13 protein-coding genes and 1 pseudogene are annotated in these 21,562 nt (G+C 70.4%); 13 read left to right on the top strand and 1 reads right to left on the bottom strand.

What is annotated here, in order from left to right; all coding sequences use genetic code 11:
• From NBW84_RS10800 to NBW84_RS10825, 6 genes and pseudogenes are all read left to right on the top strand, one after another.
• Positions 1 to 221 (top strand): annotated as a pseudogene (locus NBW84_RS10800) (prolipoprotein diacylglyceryl transferase); the annotation flags it as partial.
• Between the two features lie 449 nt (positions 222 to 670).
• The gene (gltB, locus tag NBW84_RS10805; protein ID WP_250284150.1) at positions 671 to 5,257 is read left to right on the top strand and encodes a glutamate synthase large subunit; all 4,587 of its coding nucleotides are present in this window, start codon (positions 671 to 673) and stop codon (positions 5,255 to 5,257) included.
• Between the two features lie 368 nt (positions 5,258 to 5,625).
• The gene (locus NBW84_RS10810) at positions 5,626 to 7,068 is read left to right on the top strand and encodes a glutamate synthase subunit beta (protein ID WP_250284153.1); all 1,443 of its coding nucleotides are present in this window, start codon (positions 5,626 to 5,628) and stop codon (positions 7,066 to 7,068) included.
• A 275-nt stretch (positions 7,069 to 7,343) separates the two neighbouring features.
• Positions 7,344 to 8,606, top strand: coding sequence for a serine--tRNA ligase (serS, locus tag NBW84_RS10815; protein WP_250284155.1), 1,263 nt, complete (start codon positions 7,344 to 7,346; stop codon positions 8,604 to 8,606).
• A 282-nt stretch (positions 8,607 to 8,888) separates the two neighbouring features.
• On the top strand, positions 8,889 to 9,107 hold the full coding sequence (locus tag NBW84_RS10820; protein WP_250284167.1) for a DUF6343 family protein: 219 nt from the start codon (positions 8,889 to 8,891) through the stop codon (positions 9,105 to 9,107).
• Positions 9,108 to 9,544: 437 nt separating this feature from the next.
• Positions 9,545 to 10,249 carry a polysaccharide deacetylase family protein gene (locus tag NBW84_RS10825; RefSeq protein WP_250284169.1) on the top strand — a complete coding sequence of 235 codons (705 nt, stop codon included), beginning with the start codon at positions 9,545 to 9,547 and terminating at the stop codon, positions 10,247 to 10,249.
• 163 nt (positions 10,250 to 10,412) lie between these two features.
• On the opposite strand, the gene NBW84_RS10830 is transcribed toward NBW84_RS10825, so the two are convergent.
• Positions 10,413 to 10,787, bottom strand: coding sequence for a PIN domain-containing protein (locus tag NBW84_RS10830; RefSeq protein ID WP_445548424.1), 375 nt, complete (start codon positions 10,785 to 10,787; stop codon positions 10,413 to 10,415).
• 364 nt (positions 10,788 to 11,151) lie between these two features.
• On the opposite strand from NBW84_RS10830, the gene NBW84_RS10835 reads away from it, so the two are divergent.
• The 7 genes from NBW84_RS10835 to nifE all read left to right on the top strand — a co-directional run.
• A complete protein-coding gene (locus tag NBW84_RS10835) occupies positions 11,152 to 13,038 on the top strand; it encodes a 2-oxoacid:acceptor oxidoreductase subunit alpha (protein WP_250284173.1) in 1,887 nt (628 codons plus the stop codon).
• Positions 13,031 to 14,065: a 2-oxoacid:ferredoxin oxidoreductase subunit beta gene (locus NBW84_RS10840; RefSeq protein ID WP_250284175.1), complete on the top strand. Its 1,035-nt coding sequence runs from the start codon at positions 13,031 to 13,033 to the stop codon at positions 14,063 to 14,065. Before NBW84_RS10835 ends, NBW84_RS10840 begins: the two co-directional genes overlap by 8 nt.
• A 680-nt stretch (positions 14,066 to 14,745) precedes the next feature.
• A complete protein-coding gene (gene nifV, locus NBW84_RS10845) occupies positions 14,746 to 15,912 on the top strand; it encodes a homocitrate synthase (RefSeq protein WP_250284176.1) in 1,167 nt (388 codons plus the stop codon).
• 103 nt (positions 15,913 to 16,015) lie between these two features.
• On the top strand, positions 16,016 to 16,888 hold the full coding sequence (gene nifH, locus NBW84_RS10850; protein ID WP_250284178.1) for a nitrogenase iron protein: 873 nt from the start codon (positions 16,016 to 16,018) through the stop codon (positions 16,886 to 16,888).
• Between the two features lie 33 nt (positions 16,889 to 16,921).
• Positions 16,922 to 18,370: a nitrogenase molybdenum-iron protein alpha chain gene (gene nifD / locus NBW84_RS10855; protein WP_250291657.1), complete on the top strand. Its 1,449-nt coding sequence runs from the start codon at positions 16,922 to 16,924 to the stop codon at positions 18,368 to 18,370.
• Between the two features lie 113 nt (positions 18,371 to 18,483).
• A complete protein-coding gene (gene nifK, locus NBW84_RS10860) occupies positions 18,484 to 20,007 on the top strand; it encodes a nitrogenase molybdenum-iron protein subunit beta (RefSeq protein WP_250284182.1) in 1,524 nt (507 codons plus the stop codon).
• Between the two features lie 109 nt (positions 20,008 to 20,116).
• A partial coding sequence (gene nifE / locus NBW84_RS10865; protein WP_250284184.1) for a nitrogenase iron-molybdenum cofactor biosynthesis protein NifE occupies positions 20,117 to 21,562 on the top strand: 1,446 nt, incomplete at its 3' end.

Raw genomic sequence — 21,562 nt, forward strand, 5'->3', positions numbered from 1 at the left:
CGGCAGAGCCCGCCGCCGGGCCCGCGGCCGCCGCGGACGAGCCGGGCAGCGAGGCCTCCGGTGACGCCGCGGCCCGGGCCGACGGCGTGGGCGGGGAGAGCGCGGTGGCCGAGAGCGGCGGCCCGGGCGGGGAGGCCTCCCCGGCGGCACGGCCCGACGGCGTGCCGCCGGGCGTGGAGCCCGCCGTCCGCGCGGCCGCCGAGCCGTCCAACCAGTCCTGACCGGCGGCGCCAGGCCGCGACGGCGAAAAACGGGGAAAACGGAAAAAAGGAGAGAACGGGGAGGTCAAAGAGGACGAGAGGACGGAGGGGAGCGCGGAGAAAGCGGAGAGTACGCGGAGCGAGGTGTCCGGCATCCGACAGCCGGTGGCTGACGGCGATCGCGGACAGCGCTGGGATGCGGCGCTGGAAACAGCGACGAAAGACGGCGGTGACGTTGGTGGACGCTCAGGGCGGCGTGCTCCGGGGCCGGCCGGCGGGTCTGGGGCCGCGGCGCCACCGCGTGCCCGGTTGGCCACATCCGCCGCCAGCCCGTTTGTGATCACGGCGGATCCGGTGCGCACGTGGCACACTCGTTAGTGCGCCCGGCCGGGACATTTCCTGTCGGCGGCGCGTCCGGACAGCGTCGTCCGCCTCTTGGAGATCCCCTGAAGACGGACAGGACCCGCCGGATGTCGATCGCACAAGGTTTGTACGACCCCACGTTCGAGCACGACGCCTGCGGGGTCGGCTTCGTCGTCGATGTCCGTGGGCGACGCAGTCACGAACTGGTCGAACAGGGCCTCACCGTGCTGCGCAACCTCGACCACCGGGGCGCGTCCGGCTCCGACCCGGACACCGGTGACGGCGCGGGCATCCTGTTGCAGGTCCCGGACGCGTTCCTGCGCGACGTCGTCGACTTCCCGCTGCCGCCGCCCGGCCAGTACGCGGTGGGCACCGCGTTCCTGCCGCAGATCGCCGGCGACCGGGACGACGCGGTCCGCGCGATCAGCCGGATCGTGCGCGCGGAGGGCCTGCGGGTCCTTGGCTGGCGCGAGGTTCCGGTGATCAGTCACATGGTCGGCCGGTCCGCCGCGGAGGTCGAGCCGTGGATGCGCCAGCTTTTCCTCGGCCTGCCCGCCACGGCCGGCGGCGGCCGCACGGTGGGTGTCACGGCCGGTGTCACAGCGGGTGACGGCGCCGGCGGCGGCGAGCCCTTCGACCTGATGGACCTGGAGCGCCGGGCGTTCCGTGTGCGCACCCGGGCCCACCGGGAGGCGGGGGTGTACTTCGCCTCCCTGTCCGCGCGCACCGTCGTCTACAAGGGGATGCTCACCACCCACCAGCTCTCCGCGTACTTCCCCGACCTCGACGACCCCCGGTTCGCCAGCGCCATCGCGCTGGTGCACAGCCGGTTCTCCACCAACACCTTCCCGAGCTGGCCGCTGGCGCACCCGTACCGGTTCGCCGCCCACAACGGTGAGATCAACACCGTGCGTGGCAACCGCAACTGGATGCACGCCCGGGAGGCGCTGCTCGCCAGTGACCTGATCCCGGGGGACCTGAACCGTCTGTTCCCCATCTGCTCGGACGGCGCCAGCGACTCGGCCAGCTTCGACGAGGTCCTGGAACTGCTCCACCTGGCCGGGCGCAGCCTGCCGCACGCCGTCCTGATGATGATCCCGGAGGCGTGGGAGAACCACGACGAGATGGATCCGGCCCGGCGGGCCTTCTACCAGTTCCATTCGGCGCTGATGGAGCCGTGGGACGGCCCGGCGTCGATCGCCTTCACCGACGGCACGGTCATCGGCGCGGTGCTCGACCGCAACGGGCTGCGCCCGTCCCGCTACTGGGTGACCGACGACGGCCTGGTCGTGATGGCCTCCGAGGTCGGCGTCCTCGACATTCCCGCGCACAAGGTGGTGCAGAAGGGCCGGCTGCAGCCGGGGAAGATGTTCCTGATCGACACCGCCCAGGGCCGGATCGTCGACGACGAGGAGATCAAGTCCGAGCTGGCCGCCGCCGCACCCTACGAGGAGTGGCTGCACGCCGGCCTGATCTCCCTGGACGACCTGCCCGAGCGCGAGCACGTCATCTACGGGCACGAGTCAGTGCGCCGCCGCCAGCAGGTCTTCGGCTACACCGAGGAGGAGCTGCGGGTCATCATCGCGCCGATGGCCCGCGCCGGCGCGGAGCCGATCGGGTCGATGGGCACCGACACCCCGGTGGCGGTGCTCTCGCAGCGCCCGCGGCTGCTGTTCGACTACTTCACCCAGCTCTTCGCGCAGGTCACCAACCCGCCGCTGGACGCGATCCGGGAGGAGATGGTCACCAGCCTGGCGCGCACGCTCGGCCCTGAGGGCAACCTGCTCGCGCCGTCGCCGGCGTCCTGCCGGCTGGTGCGCCTGCCGTACCCGGTCATCAGCAACGCCGAACTCGCCAAGATCGTCGGTATCAACGACGACGGTGACATGCCCGGGTTCGCCGCGGTGACCGTCCGTGGCCTCTACGACGTCGACGGCGGTGGGGCGGCGCTCACCGGCCGGCTGCGGGAGATCTGTCGCGGGGTCAGCGAGGCGATCGCCGACGGCGCCCGCGTCGTCGTGCTCTCCGACCGCGACTGCGACCGGCACAAGGCCCCGATCCCCTCCCTGCTGCTGACCGCCGCCGTCCACCATCATCTGATCCGGGAGAAGACCCGCACCAAGGTCGGCCTGATCGTCGAGTGCGGTGACGCCCGTGAGGTCCATCACATCGCGCTGCTGCTCGGCTACGGCGCGGCCGCGGTCAACCCGTACCTGGCCTTCGAGTCGATCGACAACATCCTCGACGCCGGCGAGCTGGACGGGATCACCCGGGAGCAGGCCCAGAAGAACCTCATCAAGGCGCTCGGCAAGGGCGTGCTGAAGGTCATGTCCAAGATGGGCGTGTCCACCGTGGCCGGCTACACCGGCGCGCAGCTGTTCGAGGCGATCGGCCTGTCCCAGCGGCTCGTCGAGACCTACTTCACCGGGACGCCGTCCCGGCTCGACGGGGTGGGCATCGACGTCCTCGCGGACGAGGTCGCCGCCCGCCATCACCGGGCGTACGCGGCGCTGCCCAGCGAGCTCGCCCACCGCGACCTCGACGCCGGCGGGGAGTACCAGTGGCGCCGCGAGGGCGAGGTGCACCTGTTCAACCCGGAGACGGTCTTCCTGCTCCAGCACGCCACCCGCAGCCGCCAGTACGAGGTCTTCAAGCAGTACACCGCCACCGTCGACGAGCTCTCCCGGCGCAACGCCACCCTGCGCGGCCTGTTCGAGCTGCGCGCGGGGCTGCGCCCGCCGGTGCCGATCGAGCAGGTCGAACCGGTCTCGGAGATCCTCCGGCGGTTCGCGACCGGGGCGATGTCCTACGGCTCGATCAGCGCCGAGGCGCACGAGACCCTCGCGATCGCGATGAACCGGATCGGCGGCAAGTCGAACACCGGCGAGGGCGGGGAGGACGCCAGGCGCTACGTCCCCGATGCCAACGGCGACCTGCGCCGCTCGTCGATCAAACAGGTCGCCAGCGGACGGTTCGGGGTGACCAGCGAGTACCTCGCCAACGCCGACGACATCCAGATCAAGATGGCGCAGGGCGCCAAGCCGGGTGAGGGCGGCCAGCTGCCCGCGCACAAGGTCTACCCGTGGATCGCGCGGACCCGGCACTCGACGGCAGGCGTGGGCCTGATCTCCCCGCCGCCGCACCACGACATCTACTCCATCGAGGACCTCGCCCAGCTCATCCACGACCTGAAGAACGCCAACACCCGGGCGCGGGTGCACGTCAAGCTCGTCGCCGAGGTCGGGGTGGGCACGGTCGCCGCCGGGGTGTCCAAGGCCCACGCCGACGTCGTGCTGATCTCCGGGCACGACGGCGGCACCGGCGCGTCCCCGCTGACGTCGCTGAAGCACGCCGGCGCCCCCTGGGAGCTCGGGCTCGCCGAGACCCAGCAGACCCTGCTGCTCAACGGCCTGCGCGACCGGATCGTCGTCCAGGTCGACGGCCAGATGAAGACCGGCCGGGACGTCGTCGTCGCCGCCCTGCTCGGCGCCGAGGAGTTCGGGTTCGCCACCGCCCCGCTGGTGGTGGCCGGCTGCGTGATGATGCGGGTCTGCCACCTCGACACCTGCCCGGTGGGGGTCGCGACCCAGAACCCGGCGCTGCGCGAGCGCTTCACCGGCCGGCCCGAGTTCGTCGAGGCGTTCTTCACCTTCATCGCGCAGGAGGTGCGCGAGTACCTCGCGGCGCTGGGCTTCCGCACCCTGCGGGAGGCCGTCGGGCACGTCGAGTTCCTCGACGCCCGCGCCGCCGTCGACCACTGGAAGGCGGCCGGCCTCGACCTCACCCCGCTGCTGCACAGCCCGGAGCGGCCGTTCGGCGGTGCCCTGCACTGCACGACCGCCCAGGACCACGGGCTGGACAAGGCACTGGACAACTCCCTGATCCAGCTCTGCGAGGACGCTCTTGAGGACGGCCGGCCGGTGTGGCTGGAGATGCCGATCCGCAACGTCAACCGGACGGTCGGCACCATGCTCGGCTACGAGGTGACCAGGCGGTACGGCGCGCGGGGCCTGCCCGACGACACGATCTCGCTGCGGTTCACCGGCTCGGCCGGGCAGAGCTTCGGCGCGTTCGTGCCGCGCGGGGTGACGCTCACCCTCGAGGGCGACACCAACGACTACGCGGGCAAGGGCCTCTCCGGCGGCCGGATCATCGTCTTCCCGCCGAAGGAGGCGCCGCTGCGCGCCGAGGAGAACATCGTCGCGGGCAACGTGCTGCTCTACGGCGCCACCGCCGGCGAGGCGTTCTTCCGCGGCATCGTCGGCGAGCGGTTCTGTGTCCGCAACTCGGGCGCGACCGCCGTCGTCGAGGGCGTCGGCGACCACGGCTGCGAGTACATGACCGGCGGCACCGTCGCCGTGCTCGGGCCCATCGGGCGCAACTTCGCCGCCGGGATGAGCGGCGGCGTCGCCTACCTGTACCGGCCGTCGCGGCGGCGGATCAACATCGAGATGGTCGACGTGGAGCCGCTGGACGACGACGACCGCGAGCTGCTGCACACACTGATCGCCCGGCACCGGCGGGAGACCGGCTCCACGGTCGCCGCCGGCCTGCTCGGCCGCTGGGAGGACGAGCAGGCCCGGTTCGTCAAGGTGATGCCGCGGGATTACAAGCGCGTGCTGGCGGCTATGAAGAAAGCGGAGGAGGACGGGCTGCCCGCCGATGATCTGATCATGGCGGTTGCCCGCGGCTGAGCCCGTCCGGGGCGCCGCTCGGCTCATCCGCGGCTGGGCGGCGTCCCGGCGGGTGATGCCCGCCGGGCGGGAGGTTCCCGGCGGCACCGCCCCCGCGCGGCACGTACCGGGCGTGTCCGATGTTCCCGATGCGTCCGGCGGCATACCGCGCTCTTCCCGGCGGTCCGCCCGATGAACCCGGCGCCGTCGACATGTCCGTGAAATCCTTGTAAAACACCCCCGCGAAAACCCGATGAAACACACACCCGAGAACCGCGTCGAGCACCGCCCCCGCGACGCCGCCCCCGCGACCCGCACCCCGCGGCCGGCGGCGCCCGGCGCACGGCACCCCGTCACCCGGCAGCACCCCACCACCCGACAGGAGCGGTATGGCTGACCCGACAGGATTCCTCAGGCACCACCGGGAGCAGCCGAAGCGCCGGCCCGTCGACGTACGCCTCACCGACTGGAAAGAGGTCTACGAGCCGTTCCCGGCCGGTTCCCTGCGGGACCAGGCCACCCGGTGCATGGACTGCGGCATCCCGTTCTGCCACAACGGCTGCCCCCTGGGGAACATCATCCCGGAGTGGAACGACCTGGTGCGCCGCGGCGACTGGCACGACGCGATCGAACGGCTGCACGCCACCAACAACTTCCCGGAGTTCACCGGACGGCTGTGCCCGGCGCCCTGCGAGGCCGCCTGCGTGCTGGGCATCTCCGACGATCCGGTGGCCATCAAACAGGTCGAGGTGTCGATCATCGACCGGGCGTGGGGCGACGGTGCGGTCCGCCCTGTGCTGCCGTCGACGCGCACCGACCAGCGGGTCGCCGTGGTCGGGTCGGGCCCGGCCGGGCTCGCCGCGGCCCAGCAGCTCACCCGCGCCGGCCACAACGTCGTCGTGTACGAGCGGGCCGACCGCATCGGTGGCCTGCTGCGCTACGGCATCCCCGAGTTCAAGATGGAAAAGCACGTCCTGGACCGCCGCCTCGCCCAGATGCGGGCCGAGGGGACGGTGTTCATGGCGTCCTGCGACGTCGGCGTCGACATCACCGGGGACGAGCTGCGCGCCTCCTACGACGCGGTCGTGCTCGCCGGCGGTTCGACGGTCGGCCGGGACCTGAACATCCCCGGCCGCGACCTCGACGGCATCCACCTCGCCATGGAGTACCTGGTGCCCTCGAACCGGGTCCAGCAGGGTGATCTCGCGGCGTCCCCGATCAGCGCGGCCGGCCGGCGGGTGGTCATCATCGGCGGTGGCGACACCGGCGCGGACTGCCTGGGCACCGCGCTGCGCCAGGGCGCCCGTTCCGTGCACCAGCTTGAGATCATGCCGCGGCCGCCGCGGTCGCGGCCGGCGGCCAACCCGTGGCCGACCTGGCCGGTGGTCTACCGGGTGTCCAGCGCGCACGAGGAGGGCGGCGAGCGCGTCTTCGCCGTCTCCACCGAGCGTTTCTTCGGGGACGACGCGGGGCGGGTCCGCTCGCTGCGCATGCACGAGGTCCGACTCGTCGACGGCCGTTTCGAGAAGGTGCCCGACAGCGACGTCGAGCTGCCCTGCGAGCTGGTGCTGCTGGCGATGGGTTTCACCGGGCCGCAGCGCACGGGTCTGCTCGAGCAGCTCGGGGTGGCTCTCGACGCCCGCGGCAACGTCGCCCGCGACGCCGGCTGGGCCACCTCGGTGCCGGCTGTGTTCGCCGCCGGGGACATGGGCCGCGGCCAGTCACTGATCGTGTGGGCGATCGCGGAGGGCCGGTCCGCCGCCGCCGCGGTCGACCGCTACCTGCGCGGGACCACCGATCTGCCCGAGCCGGTCACCCCCACCCGCAGATAGCCCCTGGACAGACCCGGATTTCCGCGGAGCGGGAATCCGGGATCCGGTTCCTGGTACGGGCCGCGGTACAGGCCGCGGCCCGTGTCTCCCACGTGGTGATCGACAGCGTGCCCTGGCGGGCGCTGTAGGCTTTTCGGCGACGTCACATATCCGTGGTGGTCCGTGCGAGGGCGCCGTAGGTGTCCGGCGGAGGGGGAGCCACCGGGCGCCGCAGGGCGCTCCGCTGACAGGGCAGGGCGCCTGTGGGGCGCCCCGCTGGAGGGCACAGGAGCCAGATGCTGGACAGGCGGTTCATCCGGGAGAATCCCGATGCCGTGCGCGAGGCCGCTCGCGTCAAGGGGGTCGACCTCGACGTCGACGGCATCCTGGCTCTCGACCGCAGCGTGCGATCGTTGCAGCACGCCCTGGACACGGCGCAGCGTGAGCGCCGGGAGCTCGCGGGTTCGTTCAAGAGCGCCGACGCGGTCGGCCGCGAGCGGCTGCGGGAGCGCTCCGCCGCCCTCGACGTCCAGCTGCGCGAAACCCGTGACGAGCTGGAGACCGCCGGCGAGCGGCTGCGGGACCTGCTGCTGCGCACCCCGAACATCCCGTGGGACGGCGCCCCGGTCGGCCCGGACGAGTCCGCGAACACCGTCATCCGGGTCTGGGGGGAGCGGCCGGCGTTCGACTTCACCCCGCTCGACCACGTCGAGCTGGCCGAGAAGCGCGGCTGGGCGGAGTTCGAACGGGCCCGCAACGTCTCGGGGGAGCGCGCCTACGCGCTGGCCGGGCAGCTCGTCCTGCTGGAGCGGGCGGTCCACTCCTACGCGCTGGACCTGCTCGCGCACAGGGACTTCCGGCTGGTCTCGGTGCCGTCGCTGGTGAAACGGGAGGCGCTGGTCGGCACCGGTTTCCTGCCCGGGCACGGCGAGGAGATCTACGAGCTGCCCGCCGACGAGCTGTTCCTCGCCGGCACCGCCGAGGTCGCGCTGGTCGGCCTGCACGCCGGCGGGATGCTCGCCCTGCGTGACCTGCCGCTGCGCTACGCCGGGATCTCGCCGTGCTTCCGCCGCGAGGTCGGCAGCGCCGGGCGGGACGTGCGCGGGCTGCTGCGGGTCCACCAGTTCGAGAAGGTCGAGCAGTTCGTCATCTGCGAGGCCGACGAGGCGCAGTCGGCCCGCTGGCACGCCGAGCTGCTGGACACGGCCGAGACCGTCCTGCAGTCCCTGGGCCTGGCCTACGAGGTGGTGGAGTGCGCCACCGGCGACATGGGCCTGGGCAAGTTCCGGATGAACGACATCAACACCTGGTTCCCGTCGCTGGAACGCTACCGGGAGACCCACAGCTGCTCGACGCTGCACGACTGGCAGGCGCGGCGGGCGAACATCCGCTACAAGGACGCCGAGGGGCGTGTCCGCTTCGCCCACACCCTGAACAACACGGCGGTGGCCACCCCGCGGCTGCTGGCCGCCATCCTGGAGAACTTCCAGACGGCGGACCACCACGTCCGCATCCCCAAGGTCCTGCGCCCCTACCTCGGCGACCGCGAACTGCTCTAGCCAGCCAGGCCGGCCGGGCCGGCTGGAGCCGGCGGACAGCTCCGGGGCCACCGGCCACCGGCGAAGATCAGCATAATTTTGTCGTGGTGTACGCCGATACGGCCAAAAAGCGTACAGAACGACAAAATTATGCCGATCATGGCCTGGCTGGGTGGTTGCGGAAGGGATCCGCACTGCCCGACCGGCGCTTCAGGCGTGTTCATCTGAGGACGTGGTGGGCACACTGCCGTACGTGAACGACGGGGATGCCGTGACGGCGGACGGGCCGGCGGGCGGGCCAGGGTGAACGGCGGTCCGGGCGGGTATCCTCCCGCCCGCAGCGCGCTGGGCCTGCGTTTCGCCCTCGCCATGTTCGGGCTGCTGTTCGCCACGGCCATGTGCGCCTATTTCGCGGTCCAGGACCGCCCGGTGCCCGCCGTACTGCTCGGCCTGGTCGCCCTGACCGCCGTGATCGACCTGTTCGTCATCGTCCGCCGCGTCCGCCACGAGCACCGCTGGTGAACGTGCTCCGCTGGTGAACGCGCCCCGCTGCCCGCCCGCATCCCCCTGCCTCTCCGGTCGCCGACACGCCGAGCCGTAGGTGGAAACCGTCACCAGGGCGGCTGAAACCACCTACTCTTCCAGTGCGTGTAGGTGGAAAAGGCTGTCGGGACGACCGGAATCACCTACGCCTTCCTCCTGAAGGGAGCGGGTTGTTCCTGAACCGTCGTGGTCTCCTGGTGACAGCGGCGAGCAGTGCCCTCGCCGGCTGCGCCATTCCGCCGCACGGATCGATTACCCGGCCCGGATCCGGGCCGGGTGGCACGTCGGACTCGCGCTCACTGCCGACCGGTCACCGTCCGCCGGCGGACGGTGCCGCGTCGCCAGCCGGCGGGCCGACGACGGGCCAGGCTCCGGTCGATCAGGCTCCGGTCGATCAGGCCCCGGTAACCGACGGGGTGGCCCGTGACGGTGTGATCGCCCGTTACCGTGATGTTCAGGCCTCCGCGTGGGGTATCGATGTTCCCGGCGTCACGACGGTCCTGCCCACCGCCGACAGGGTGATCGCGCTGACCTTCGACGCGTGCGGTGGCCCGCACGGCAGCGGCTACGACCACGCGCTGGTGGCATTTCTGCGTGCGCACGGGATGCCGGCCACGCTGTTCCTCAACTCCCGCTGGATCGATGCCAACATCCGGGTCTTCCACGAGCTCGCCGCCGACCCGCTGTTCGCAATAGGGAATCACGGGACATCCCACCGCCCGCTGTCGGTGTGCGGCCGGTCAGCGTATGGGATAAAGGGCACGGATGATGCCGCCGGGGTGTTCGACGAGGTCACCGGGAACCGGGACAGGCTCGCCGCGCTCCTCGGCCACCCGCCGCGGTTCTTCCGGGCGGGCACCGCCCACTGCGACGATGTCGCCGTCCGGATCGTCGCCGACCTCGGCGAGCGTGTCGTCAACTTCGACGTCAACGGCGACGCCGGAGCGACCTTCACCCCCGGCCAGGTCGAGCGGGCCGTGCTCGGCGCGAAACCCGGATCGATCGTCATCGCCCACATGAACCATCCCGCCGGCGGGACCGCCGCGGGAATGGCGGCCGCGCTGCCCAGACTGATCGACACCGGTTTCCGGTTCGTCCGTCTTTCCGAGTACGTCTGGTAAATGCCGGCCGACGGCGGCACCCCGCGCTGTCATCATGATCGTCGGACCGGATGTCACCCATGCTGCTGACGGCCGGTTCGTCGTGGGCGGAGGAGGCCGGGCCGTACCACGGACTGTACGGGCGTACGGGTATTGAACCTGAGCAGGCTCCTGGCCAGGGCTGTCACGCGCCGGGGCTGGCGGTGGGGAGCCCGGCTCCGGCGGCGATCGCGAGCAGGCGTTTGTCATAGGTGACGAACGCCTCCAGCCGGGCGCCGGGCTGGTCGGTCAGCACCGTGGCGGTGGCCAGATGGATGGCGTCCAGGGAACGAAGTTGTGGATCATCGTAGGCGGCCGCGACGGCTCGGACCGTGGCGTCGATCTCCAGCCGGTACAGCCGGGCGAGGGTGACGGGCAGCCTGCCCAGGGCCTGCGGGGCGCAGCGGCGTAGCGCGCGGGACGCCTCGACCTCGACCAGGACCGACGACACCAGTGGCAAGGCACGGTGGGTGTCCAGCCAGTCCAGAAGGTCGGCGGTGAAGGGCGGGTCGGCGGCCAGGTAGCCACGTGGAAGACGTGGGAAGCCGCCGCGGGCGGACCGGCCCCGGGCGGTGGGCCGGTTGCCGGGATGATGTGAACCTTCGTCGGAAAGAAACAGACCGGTTGTCCCCGGTGCCGGGGAAACGTATTTCGGTCATTATTTCCCGAAAGTCCCGGGGCGGTGGCCGCGGGCGGGGGTCGCGATTGTTTTCCCGCACGTCCGCCCATATATGTGACGGCGTTGTTGTCGAAATGCCGTGACCGATACCGCGCTGGTCGCGAGACTGCGATTTGACACCGCGAAACACGCTGGAAGCAATGCCTCCGTATAAGAAGGACGGGCAGGCCTGACGGCCCACTCTACCCACGGTCGGACCGTGGGTATGCCCCTCGCCGACCGTCGGTCATTGAGGAGGTCCACGTACGTGGCCAAGCAAATCCAGCATCTCGACCGGGTGGCAATCCGGTTCGCCGGTGACTCCGGCGACGGCATGCAGCTCACCGGCGACCGTTTCGCCTCCGAGACGGCCATCCTGGGAAACGACCTGTCCACCCTTCCCAACTACCCCGCCGAGATCAGGGCCCCATCGGGCTCGTTGCACGGTGTGTCCAGCTTCCAGGTACATTTCGCCGCCCATGACGTCCTCACCCCCGGGGACTCGCCGGACGTCCTGGTGGCGATGAACCCGGCCGCGCTGCGCGCCAATCTCGCCGACCTGCCGCCCAACGCGGAGATCATCGTCAACACCGACGAGTTCACTCCCCGCAACCTGGAGAAGGTCGGTTATACAAGCAACCCGCTGGAGAACGACTCGCTCGACGGGTTCATCGTCCACCGGGTGCCGCTGACGTCGGCGACGATCGCCGCTCTCGCCGACTTCGAGGTCTCCAAGAAGGACGCCGAGCGGGCGAAGAACATGTTCGCGCTCGGCCTGCTGTCCTGGATGTACAGCCGGCCCACCGAGGGCACGGTGGAGTTCCTCAGGCAGAAGTTCGCCAAGAAGCCGAAGATCGCCGCCGCGAACGTGGCCGCCTTCCAGGCCGGCTGGAACTACGGCGAGACCACCGAGGACTTCGCCGTCCGCTACGAGGTCAAGCCGGCGAACCTCGAGCCCGGCACCTACCGCAGCGTCAACGGCAACTCCGCGCTCGCCTACGGCCTGGTCGCCGCCGGCCTGCGCGCCCACCTGCCGGTCTTCCTCGGCGCCTACCCGATCACCCCGGCCTCGGAGATCCTGCACGAGCTGTCCGGGTACAAGCGCTACGGAGTGACCACCTTCCAGGCCGAGGACGAGATCGCCGCGGTGGGCTCGGCGCTCGGCGCCTCCTACGGCGGCGCGCTCGGGGTCACCTCGACCTCCGGCCCGGGGCTCGCGCTGAAGACCGAGACCCTCGGGCTCGCGGTGATGCTGGAGCTGCCGCTGGTCATCGTGGACGTGCAGCGCGCCGGCCCGTCGACCGGCCTGCCGACCAAGACCGAGCAGTCCGACCTGAACATCGCCCTGTTCGGCCGGCACGGTGAGGCACCGCTGGCGGTGATCGCGGCCCGCTCGCCGGCGGACTGTTTCTACGCGGCGCTGGAGGCGGCGCGCATCGCGCTGACCTACCGGATGCCGGTCATCCTGCTCTCGGACGGCTACCTGGCCAACGGCTCCGAGCCGTGGCTGCTGCCGGACCCGGCGGACCTGCCCGACCTGCGGGTGGAGTTCGCCACCGAGCCCAACGGGCCGGACGGGAAGTTCCTGCCCTACCTGCACGACCCGCACACGCTGGCCCGCCCGTGGGCGGTGCCGGGCACGCCCGGTCTGGAGCACCGCGTCGGTGGTCTGGAGAAGGCCGACGGCACCGGCGCGGTCTCCTACGTGCCGGCCGACCACGACCTGATGATGCGGCTGCGCGCCGCCCGGGTCGAGGCCATCGACGTGCCCGACCTGGAGGTCGAGGACCCCACCGGGGACGCCCGGGTGCTGGTGCTCGGCTGGGGCTCCACCTACGGACCAGTCGGCGCGGCCTGTCGCAAGCTGCGGGAACGCGGGGTGGCAATCGCCCAGGCGCACCTGCGGCACATCTCGCCGCTGCCGCGCAACGTCGGCACGGTGCTCGCCGGCTACGACCGCGTCGTCATCCCGGAGATGAACCTCGGGCAGCTCGCCCACGTGATACGCGACCGCTACCTGGTCGACGCCGTGTCCTACAACAAGGTCAACGGCCAGCCGTTCACCTCGGCGGAGCTGGAGACGGTCCTGGAGGAGGTCGTGCGCAATGACTGAGGTCCCGCTCAAGCTCACCGCCAAGGACTTCCGGTCGGACCAGGAGGTCCGCTGGTGCCCGGGATGCGGTGACTTCGCGATCCTGTCGGCGATCCAGTCGTTCATGCCGGAGCTGGGCATCCCCCGGGAGCAGATCACCTTCGTCTCCGGGATCGGGTGTTCCTCCCGTTTCCCGTACTACCTCAACACCTACGGGATGCACTCGATCCACGGCCGGGCGCCGGCGATCGCCAGCGGTCTCGCGATCAGCCGCCCGGACCTGTCGGTGTGGGTGGTCAGCGGTGACGGCGACGCGCTGTCCATCGGCGGTAACCACCTGATCCACGCGCTGCGCCGCAACGTCAACATCAAGATCCTGATGTTCAACAACCGGATCTACGGGCTGACCAAGGGCCAGTGCTCGCCGACCTCGGAGTTCGGCAAGGTCACCAAGTCGACGCCGGTCGGCTCCCGGGACACCCCGTTCAACCCGATCGCGGTGGCGCTCGGCGCCGAGGCGTCGTTCGTGGCCCGCACGATCGACTCCGACCGCAAGCACCTGCACTCGGTGCTGCGGGCCGCCGCCGCGCACCAGGGCAGCGCGTTCATCGAGATCTACCAGAACTGCGCCATCTTCAACGACGGCGCGTTCGACGTGCTGAAGGACCCCGCCAGCCGCGACTCGGTGCTCGTCCGTCTCGAGCACGGCAAGCCGATCACCTTCGGCGCCTCGGGGGAGAAGTGCGTGGTGCGCGAGCCGCGCGGCTTCGGCCTGGAGGTCGCCGACACCGCCAGCGTCCCGCGCAGCGAGATCATCGTGCACGACGAGACGGTGCCCGGGCCGGCGTACGCGTTCACCCTGTCCCGGCTGTCCGACCAGGACCTCAGCAACACCCCGGTCGGGGTGTTCCGCCGGGTGGCCCGGCCCGCCTACGAGTCGCTGGTCCAGGAGCAGAACGCCGCCGCCCGCACGGGCGTCGCGGATGCCACGCCCGACGACCTGCTCGCCGAGCTGCTGCACACGGGCAACACCTGGACGATCCGCTGAGCTCCTGACCCACCGGGCCGCCGTCCCACCGGCGTTCCCCGGCCGGCCGTGCCCAATGGGCGCGGGCGACCGGGGAACGCCTTTGTTGTTTTCTGCCGGGCAGCTGTTGTTTTCTGCTGGGCAGCCGCTGTTCCCTGCCGGGCATCGCCGCCGGTCCGGGCCGCGGCGGCCGCCCGGACCCACGGGCCGGAATTTCCGGGTCATCCGAACAATGGGCCGGGCAATAGGTCACCGGTGTCGGAACGTTCGTCCCGGAAGTCGCCGAACACCGTATTCGGCAACGGATTCGGGAGGTAAAAAACTGGTACGGCACGCTGTCGGAGCCGGTCGTCGAAAACTGTTGGCGGGCAGGTTGCCGGCTGGCCGGAACCCAGGTGGTGGCCGGCGTCCGCACCATTGGTCCCAGGCATTTCGGCCACCTGGCCCAGGCTTCTTCTGCTATTCGTCCCGGAATCGCGGACCGGGCGTAAAAGTAACTGGGAAGATACGGCGCTTAAAGCGCCCGAAACAACGGTCAGCGACATTTCTAATCGCGACACCTCAACGGTGAGGATCGCGGGACCGCCCGCCGGCGGATCGCGGGCCGCAAAGCGCGGATCCGGCATCGGGCAGCTGGCCGGCACCGGCCCGGCACAGCGCCTCTTCCCTGTTCGGTGCGACTGACGGAGGGCACGCATGATGTGGAGCACGACATCGTGATCGGGTTCTGTGACACCACGCTGCGCGACGGTGAGCAGGCCCCGGGCGTCGCCTTCACCGCCGAGGAGAAGCTCGCCATCGCGGCCGCTCTCGACCGCGTGGGGGTACAGCAGATCGAGGCGGGCGTGCCGGCCATGGGGCCGTCCGAACGCGAGGCCATCCGCCGTGTCGCGGCGGCGGGCCTGCGGGCGGAGGTCATCGCCTGGTGCCGGGCCGTGCGGTCCGACATCGACGCGGCGGTGGCCTGCGGGGTGCGGCGGGCCCACATCAGCATCCCCGTGTCCGACCTGCACCTGCGGTACAAGCTCGGCCGTGACCGGGCGTGGGCGCGCGGCCGGATCCTCGGCTGCGTCGCGTACGCCCTCGACCGTGGGCTGCTGGTCGGGGTCGGGTTCGAGGACGCCTCGCGGGCGGACGACGGCTTCGTCGCCGACCTCGCCGGCGAGCTGTCCCGGGCCGGTGCCGACCGTCTGCGCTGGGCCGACACCGTCGGGATCCTCGAGCCCGCCAGGGCGTACGAACGGCTGTCCGCCCTGGTGGTGGCCGCCTCGGCGGCGCCGGCCATCTGGGAGATCCACGCCCATGACGACTTCGGGCTGGCCACCGCCAACACGCTCGCGGCGGTCCGGGCCGGTTTCGGGTCCGTCAGCACGACGGTCGCCGGGCTCGGGGAGCGGGCCGGCAACGCCGCCTTCGAGGAGGTGGCGATGGCGCTGCGCCATCTTCTCGGGTACCGGGTCGATCTGGACACCACGGCGCTGCGCGCGCTGGCCGAGCTGGTCTCGGGCGCGGCACGCCGGCCGGTACCCACCGGGAAGGCGATCGTCGGGGAGTCTGCGTTCGTCCACGAGTCCGGTATCCACGTGGACGGCGTGCTGAAGGCTCCGAGGGTCTACGAGCCCTTCGACCCCGCGGAGGTCGGCGCGCGGCGCCGGCTGGTCGTGGGCAAGCACGCGGGGCGGGCGTCGCTGCGCCACGCCCTGCGGGAGTACGGGATCGACGCCGACGAGGGCGTGCTCGGATCCGTCCTGGACGGCCTGCGGTCGCACGTCACGGCGCTCAAGCGGCCGTTGCGCTCCGGGGAGGTCCGTGACCTCTACGAGCTCGCGGCGGCCAGCCTGGCCGCCGGCGCCGGCGCCGGTTCCTGAACGAATACAGCACGGAAATCCCGGACGGACAGCAGTCCGGTGAACCAACACCGGTTCTTCCACAGTGACGCACGCCCAAGCGTGCGGTGAGGAGCACACACCAATGAGGCAGCTCGCGTTCTACGGTAAGGGTGGTATTGGTAAGTCCACCACTCAGCAGAACACGATGGCCGCACTGGCTGAGCGGGGCAACCGGGTCATGATCGTCGGTTGTGACCCGAAAGCGGACTCGACCCGTCTGATCCTGCACTCCAAGGCCCAGCACACCGTCATCGAGAAGGCGGCCGAGAAGGGCTCGGTGGAGGACCTCGAGCTCGAGGAGGTCCTGCTCGAGGGCGCGTGGAACATCCGGTGTGTCGAGTCGGGCGGCCCGGAGCCGGGTGTCGGCTGTGCCGGCCGAGGCGTCATCACCGCCATCACCTTCCTGGAGGAGAACGGCGCCTACGAGGACCTCGACTTCGTCACCTACGACGTCCTCGGTGACGTCGTCTGCGGTGGGTTCGCCATGCCGATCCGCCAGGGCAAGGCCCAGGAGATCTACATCGTCACCTCCGGTGAGATGATGGCCATGTACGCGGCGAACAACATCGCCCGAGGCATCCTCAAGTACGCCCACACCGGTGGCGTCCGCCTCGGTGGGCTGATCTGCAACAGCCGTCAGACCGACCGTGAGGACGAGCTCATCATGGAGCTCGCGCGGCGCCTGAACACCCAGATGATCCACTTCGTCCCGCGTGACAACATCGTCCAGCACGCCGAGCTGCGCCGGATGACGGTCATCGAGTACTCGCCCGAGGCGAACCAGGCCAACGAGTACCGCGAGCTCGCGCGCAAGATCGAAGAGAACGACATGAAGACCATCCCCACCCCGATCAGCATGGACGAGCTCGAGGAGCTCCTGATCGACTTCGGGATCATGGAGCAGGAGGACGAGTCGATCGTCGGTCAGAAGGCCGCCTCCGCCGTCGGCGCCTGACCGCTCGTCCCCGTACACCCAGAAAGGTCTGTCATGACTCCGCCCGTGACGTCTGCCGAGACGCAGGCGATGATCGATGATGTCCTCTCGGCCTACCCGCCCAAGGTCGAGAAGGACCGCCAGAAGCACGTCAAGCCCAACGACCCGGGCGGGGCGAAGGAATGTGAGGTCAAGAGCAACGTCAAGTCCCGTCCCGGGATCATGACGCTGCGTGGCTGCGCCTACGCCGGCTCCAAGGGTGTGGTGTGGGGCCCGATCAAGGACCTCATCTCCATCAGCCACGGCCCGGTCGGCTGCGGCCAGTACACCTGGGGCACCCGGCGCAACTACGCCAACGGGCAGCTCGGCATCGACAACTTCACCGTCATGCAGATCACCAGCGACTTCCAGGAGAAGGACATCGTCTTCGGTGGCGACAAGAAGCTCGCCGCCATCCTGGACGAGCTGGTGGAGGTCTTCCCGCTGGTCAAGGGCGTCTCCATCCAGTCCGAGTGCCCGATCGGCCTGATCGGTGACGACATCGACGCGGTCTCCACCGCGGCGACGAAGCGGCTGAACATGCCGGTCGTCCCGGTCAAGTGCGAGGGGTTCCGCGGGATCAGCCAGTCGCTGGGCCACCACATCGCCAACGACGCGATCCGCGACCATGTGCTGGGCACCCGGGAGATCGCCGAGCAGACCCCGTACGACATCACGCTGCTCGGTGACTACAACATCGGTGGCGACGCCTGGGCCTCCCGGAAGATCCTCGAGGACATGGGCCTGCGGGTCATCGCCCAGTGGTCCGGCGACGGCACCGTCAACGAGATGGCCACCGCCCACCTGGCCAAGCTCAACGTGCTGCACTGCTACCGCTCCATGAACTACATCGCCACCACGATGGAGGAGCGGTACGGCACCCCGTGGACCGAGTTCAACTTCTTCGGCCCCACGAAGATCGTCGAGTCGATGCGGAAGATCGCCGAGTTCTTCGACGACACCATCAAGGAGAAGACCGAGGCCGCCATCGCGCGGTACCAGCCCTTCTTCGACAAGGTGCGGGAGACCTACCGGCACCGGCTCGAGGGCAAGACCGTGATGCTCGCCGTCGGCGGCCTGCGCCCGCGGCACACCGTCGGTGCCTACGAGGACCTCGGCATGGAGGTCATCGGGACCGGCTACGAGTTCGCCCACAAGGACGACTACACCCGTAGCTACCCCGAGCTCAAGCAGGGCATCGTGGTCTACGACGACCCGACCGCCTACGAGATGGAGGAGTTCACCCGCCGTCTCAAGCCGGACCTGGTCGGCGCCGGCATCAAGGAGAAGTACGTCTCGCACAAGATGCGGACGCCGTTCCGTCAGATGCACTCCTGGGACTACTCCGGTCCGTACCACGGTGTCGAGGGCTTCGCGATTTTCGCCCGGGACATGGACAGCGCTGTGAACAGCCCGTCGTGGAACCTGTTCGACGCGCCGTGGGCGAATTCCAAGAAGAGCTGATTTCCCTGCGGAAGACGTGTCTTTCGCCCGTGGCTTCCCGCGAAGGGCACGTCTTCCGCTCGTAATTCCCCGCGGAAGACGTGTTCTTTCGCCCGTGAACCGGAGGATCGCTGGTGTCCACCAACCCAGACGCACTTGTGGTGCGAGACCACAACACACTGTTCAAGGGCCCCGAGTACCAGGAGCAGCGCGAGCGCAAGAAGCAGTTCGAGGCCGGCTCCTCGCCGGCGGAGGTCGACCGGGTCGCCGAGTGGACCCGGTCGTGGGAGTACCGGGAGAAGAACTTCGCCCGGAAGGACCTCACGATCAACCCGCTGAAGGCGTGCCAGCCGCTGGGCGCCGTGCTCGCGGCCCTCGGCTTCGCCGGGACCCTGCCGCTGGTGCACGGCTCGCAGGGGTGCACCTCGTACTTCCGCGGCCACCTCGCCCGGCACTTCAAGGAGCCGGTGCCGACGGTCTCCTCGTCGATGACCGAGGACTCGGCGGTCTTCGGCGGCCTGAGCAACCTCATCGAGGCCCTCGGCACCGCCGTGCACGTGTACAAGCCGGACATGGTGGCGGTGTCGACCACCTGTATGGCCGAGGTGATCGGCGACGACCTGCAGAACTTCATCGCCAACGCCCGCACCAAGGGCGCGATCTCCGAGACCATCCCGGTCCCGTACGCCCACACCCCGAGCTTCGTCGGCTCGCACGTGCTCGGCTACGACAACATGCTGCGCGGCATCCTGTCGTACCTGACCGAGGGCAAGAAGGGCGCGTCCAACGGCACGGTCAACATCGTGCCGGGCTTCGACCCCTACGTCGGCAACATCCGGGAGCTCAAGCGGCTGCTGAGCCTGCTGGGTGTCAAGCACGCCGTGCTCGGCGACCACAGCGACAGCCTCGACTCCCCGGCGACCGGCGAGTACCACATGTACCCGGGCGGGACCCCGCTCGCCGTCGCCGCCGACTCGATCAACGCCATCGCCACCGTCTTCCTGCAGCCCTTCGGCTCCAAGCGGACCAGGGAGACCGTGGACGGCTGGGCCGGCGAGACGGTGACGGTCAACCCGCCGATCGGCATCGGCAGCACCGACGCCTTCATCACCGAGATCGCCCGGGTGGCCGGGGTCGCGGTACCGGACGAGATCACCGCGGAGCGCGGGCGGCTGCTCGACGCCCTGACCGACTCGCACGCCTACGTGCACGGCAAGCGGGTCGCGATCGCCGGTGACCCCGACTTCGTCACCGGGATGCTCGGCTTCCTGCTGGAGCTGGGCATGGAGCCGGTCCACGTGCTGGCCACCAACGGTGACGAGACCTGGGCCAACCAGACCCGGGAGCTGCTGGCCGCCAGCCCGTTCGGCCGGCAGGCGACCGTCTGGCCGGGCAAGGACGGCTGGCACCTGCGGTCGCTCGTGCTCACCGAGCCGGTCGACCTCATCGTCGGCGCGACCCACCTCAAGCACCTCGCCCGCGAGGCGGACGTGCCGCTGTTCCGGGCCGGTTTCCCGATCTTCGACCGGCACCACCTGCACCGCTTCCCGATCTACGGCTATGCCGGCGGCCTGGCGCTGCTGACCCAGCTGGTCAACCTGTTCCTCGACGAGCTGGACCGCAACGCGCCCGACCACAGCTTCGACATCGTCCGCTGACCGGCACCGTCCGCTGACCGGCAGTATCCGCTGACCGGCAGCGGGTGCTGACCGACACCATCCGCTGACCGGCACAGCGTGCTGACCGACATCGTCCGCTGAGGGGAAAATGGCTGCCCTGACGAAGATCGACGCCGCGGTACTCTTCGACGAACCGGCGTGTGACCACAACCGTGCCAAGGATCCCAAAGCCCGCAAGACGGGCTGCTCCCGGCCGAAGCCGGGCGGCACCGCCGGCGGCTGCGCGTTCGACGGCGCGATGATCACTCTGGTTCCGATAGCCGACGTCGCCCACGTGGTGCACGGCCCGATCGCCTGTGCCGGCAACTCGTGGGACGGCCGGGGCAGCCTCTCCTCAGGCCCGACGCTCTACCGCCGGGGCTTCGCCACCGACCTCGGCGAGCAGGACGTGGTCTTCGGCGGCGAGCAGCGCCTCTACGACACCATCGTCGAGGCCGCGCGCCGCCACCGCCCGCCCGCGGTCTTCGTGTACGCCACCTGCGTCACCGCGATGATCGGCGACGACGTCGACGCGGTGTGCGCGGCGGCGGCGGACGCGACCGGCGTCCCGGTGGTCCCGGTGCACTCGCCGGGATTCGCCGGCAGCAAGAACTTCGGCAACCGGCTCGCCGGCCAGGCCCTGCTCGACCACGTCATCGGCACGGTGGAACCGGCGTTCACCACGCCGTACGACGTGAACCTGGTCGGCGAGTACAACATCGCCGGCGAGCTGTGGGACGTCACCCCGCTGCTGGCGAAGCTCGGCATCCGGGTGCTGGCGAGCATCAGCGGGGACGGCCGCTACGCCGACGTCGCCGCCGCCCACCGCGCGAAGGCGACGATGGTCGTCTGCTCGCGGGCGCTGCTCTCGCTGGCCCGCGGGCTGGAGGACCGCTACGGCATCCCCTGGTTCGAGGGCAGCTTCTACGGCGTCCGGGCGATGCGCGACACCCTGCGCGGCTTCGCCCGCGTCCTCGGCGGCAAGGAGCTCTCCTGGCGGGCGGAGGAGCTCATCGCCACCGAGGAGGCCGCCCTGGCGACGGCGCTCGCCCCCTACCGGGAGCGGCTGGCCGGCGCCCGGGCGGTGCTCTACACCGGCGGGGTGAAGAGCTGGTCGCTGGTGGCGGCGCTGCAGGACCTCGGGGTGGAGGTCGTCGCCTCCGGGGCCACCAAGAGCACCGAGGACGACGTCGACAAGATCACCGAACTGCTCGGTGCGGACGGGATCGTCATCCGCAACGGCACGCCCGCCGAACTGCTGCGGGTGGTCGCCGACACCCAGGCCGACATCCTGATCGCCGGTGGCCGCAACCAGTACACCGCGCTCAAGGGCAGGCTGCCCTTCCTCGACGTCAACCAGGAACGCCACCACGCCTTCGCCGGCTATCCCGGCATGATCGAACTTGCCCGGCGGCTGGACCTGGCGCTGTCCAGCCCGGTCTGGGAGCAGGTCCGGGCGGACGCCCCCTGGGACGAGCCGGATCCCGCCGGCCGGGCCGGCGCGCCGGGCCCGGCCGGCCCGGCGGGGCCAAGGGCCGGTGCCACCGCCGGTGCT

This window comes from Protofrankia sp. CiP1_Cm_nod2 (genome assembly GCF_920664355.1).
Taxonomy (GTDB): domain Bacteria; phylum Actinomycetota; class Actinomycetes; order Frankiales; family Frankiaceae; genus Protofrankia.

What these genes read in the sequence shown, in the direction of transcription:
- gltB (WP_250284150.1), top strand. Translation starts at nt 671, where the DNA reads ATGTCGATCGCACAAGGTTTGTACGACCCCACGTTCGAGCACGACGCC.
- NBW84_RS10840 (WP_250284175.1), top strand. Translation starts at nt 13,031, where the DNA reads ATGACTGAGGTCCCGCTCAAGCTCACCGCCAAGGACTTCCGGTCGGAC.
- nifH (WP_250284178.1), top strand. Translation starts at nt 16,016, where the DNA reads ATGAGGCAGCTCGCGTTCTACGGTAAGGGTGGTATTGGTAAGTCCACC.
- NBW84_RS10810 (WP_250284153.1), top strand. Translation starts at nt 5,626, where the DNA reads ATGGCTGACCCGACAGGATTCCTCAGGCACCACCGGGAGCAGCCGAAG.
- NBW84_RS10835 (WP_250284173.1), top strand. Translation starts at nt 11,152, where the DNA reads ATGCCCCTCGCCGACCGTCGGTCATTGAGGAGGTCCACGTACGTGGCC.
- serS (WP_250284155.1), top strand. Translation starts at nt 7,344, where the DNA reads ATGCTGGACAGGCGGTTCATCCGGGAGAATCCCGATGCCGTGCGCGAG.
- nifD (WP_250291657.1), top strand. Translation starts at nt 16,922, where the DNA reads ATGACTCCGCCCGTGACGTCTGCCGAGACGCAGGCGATGATCGATGAT.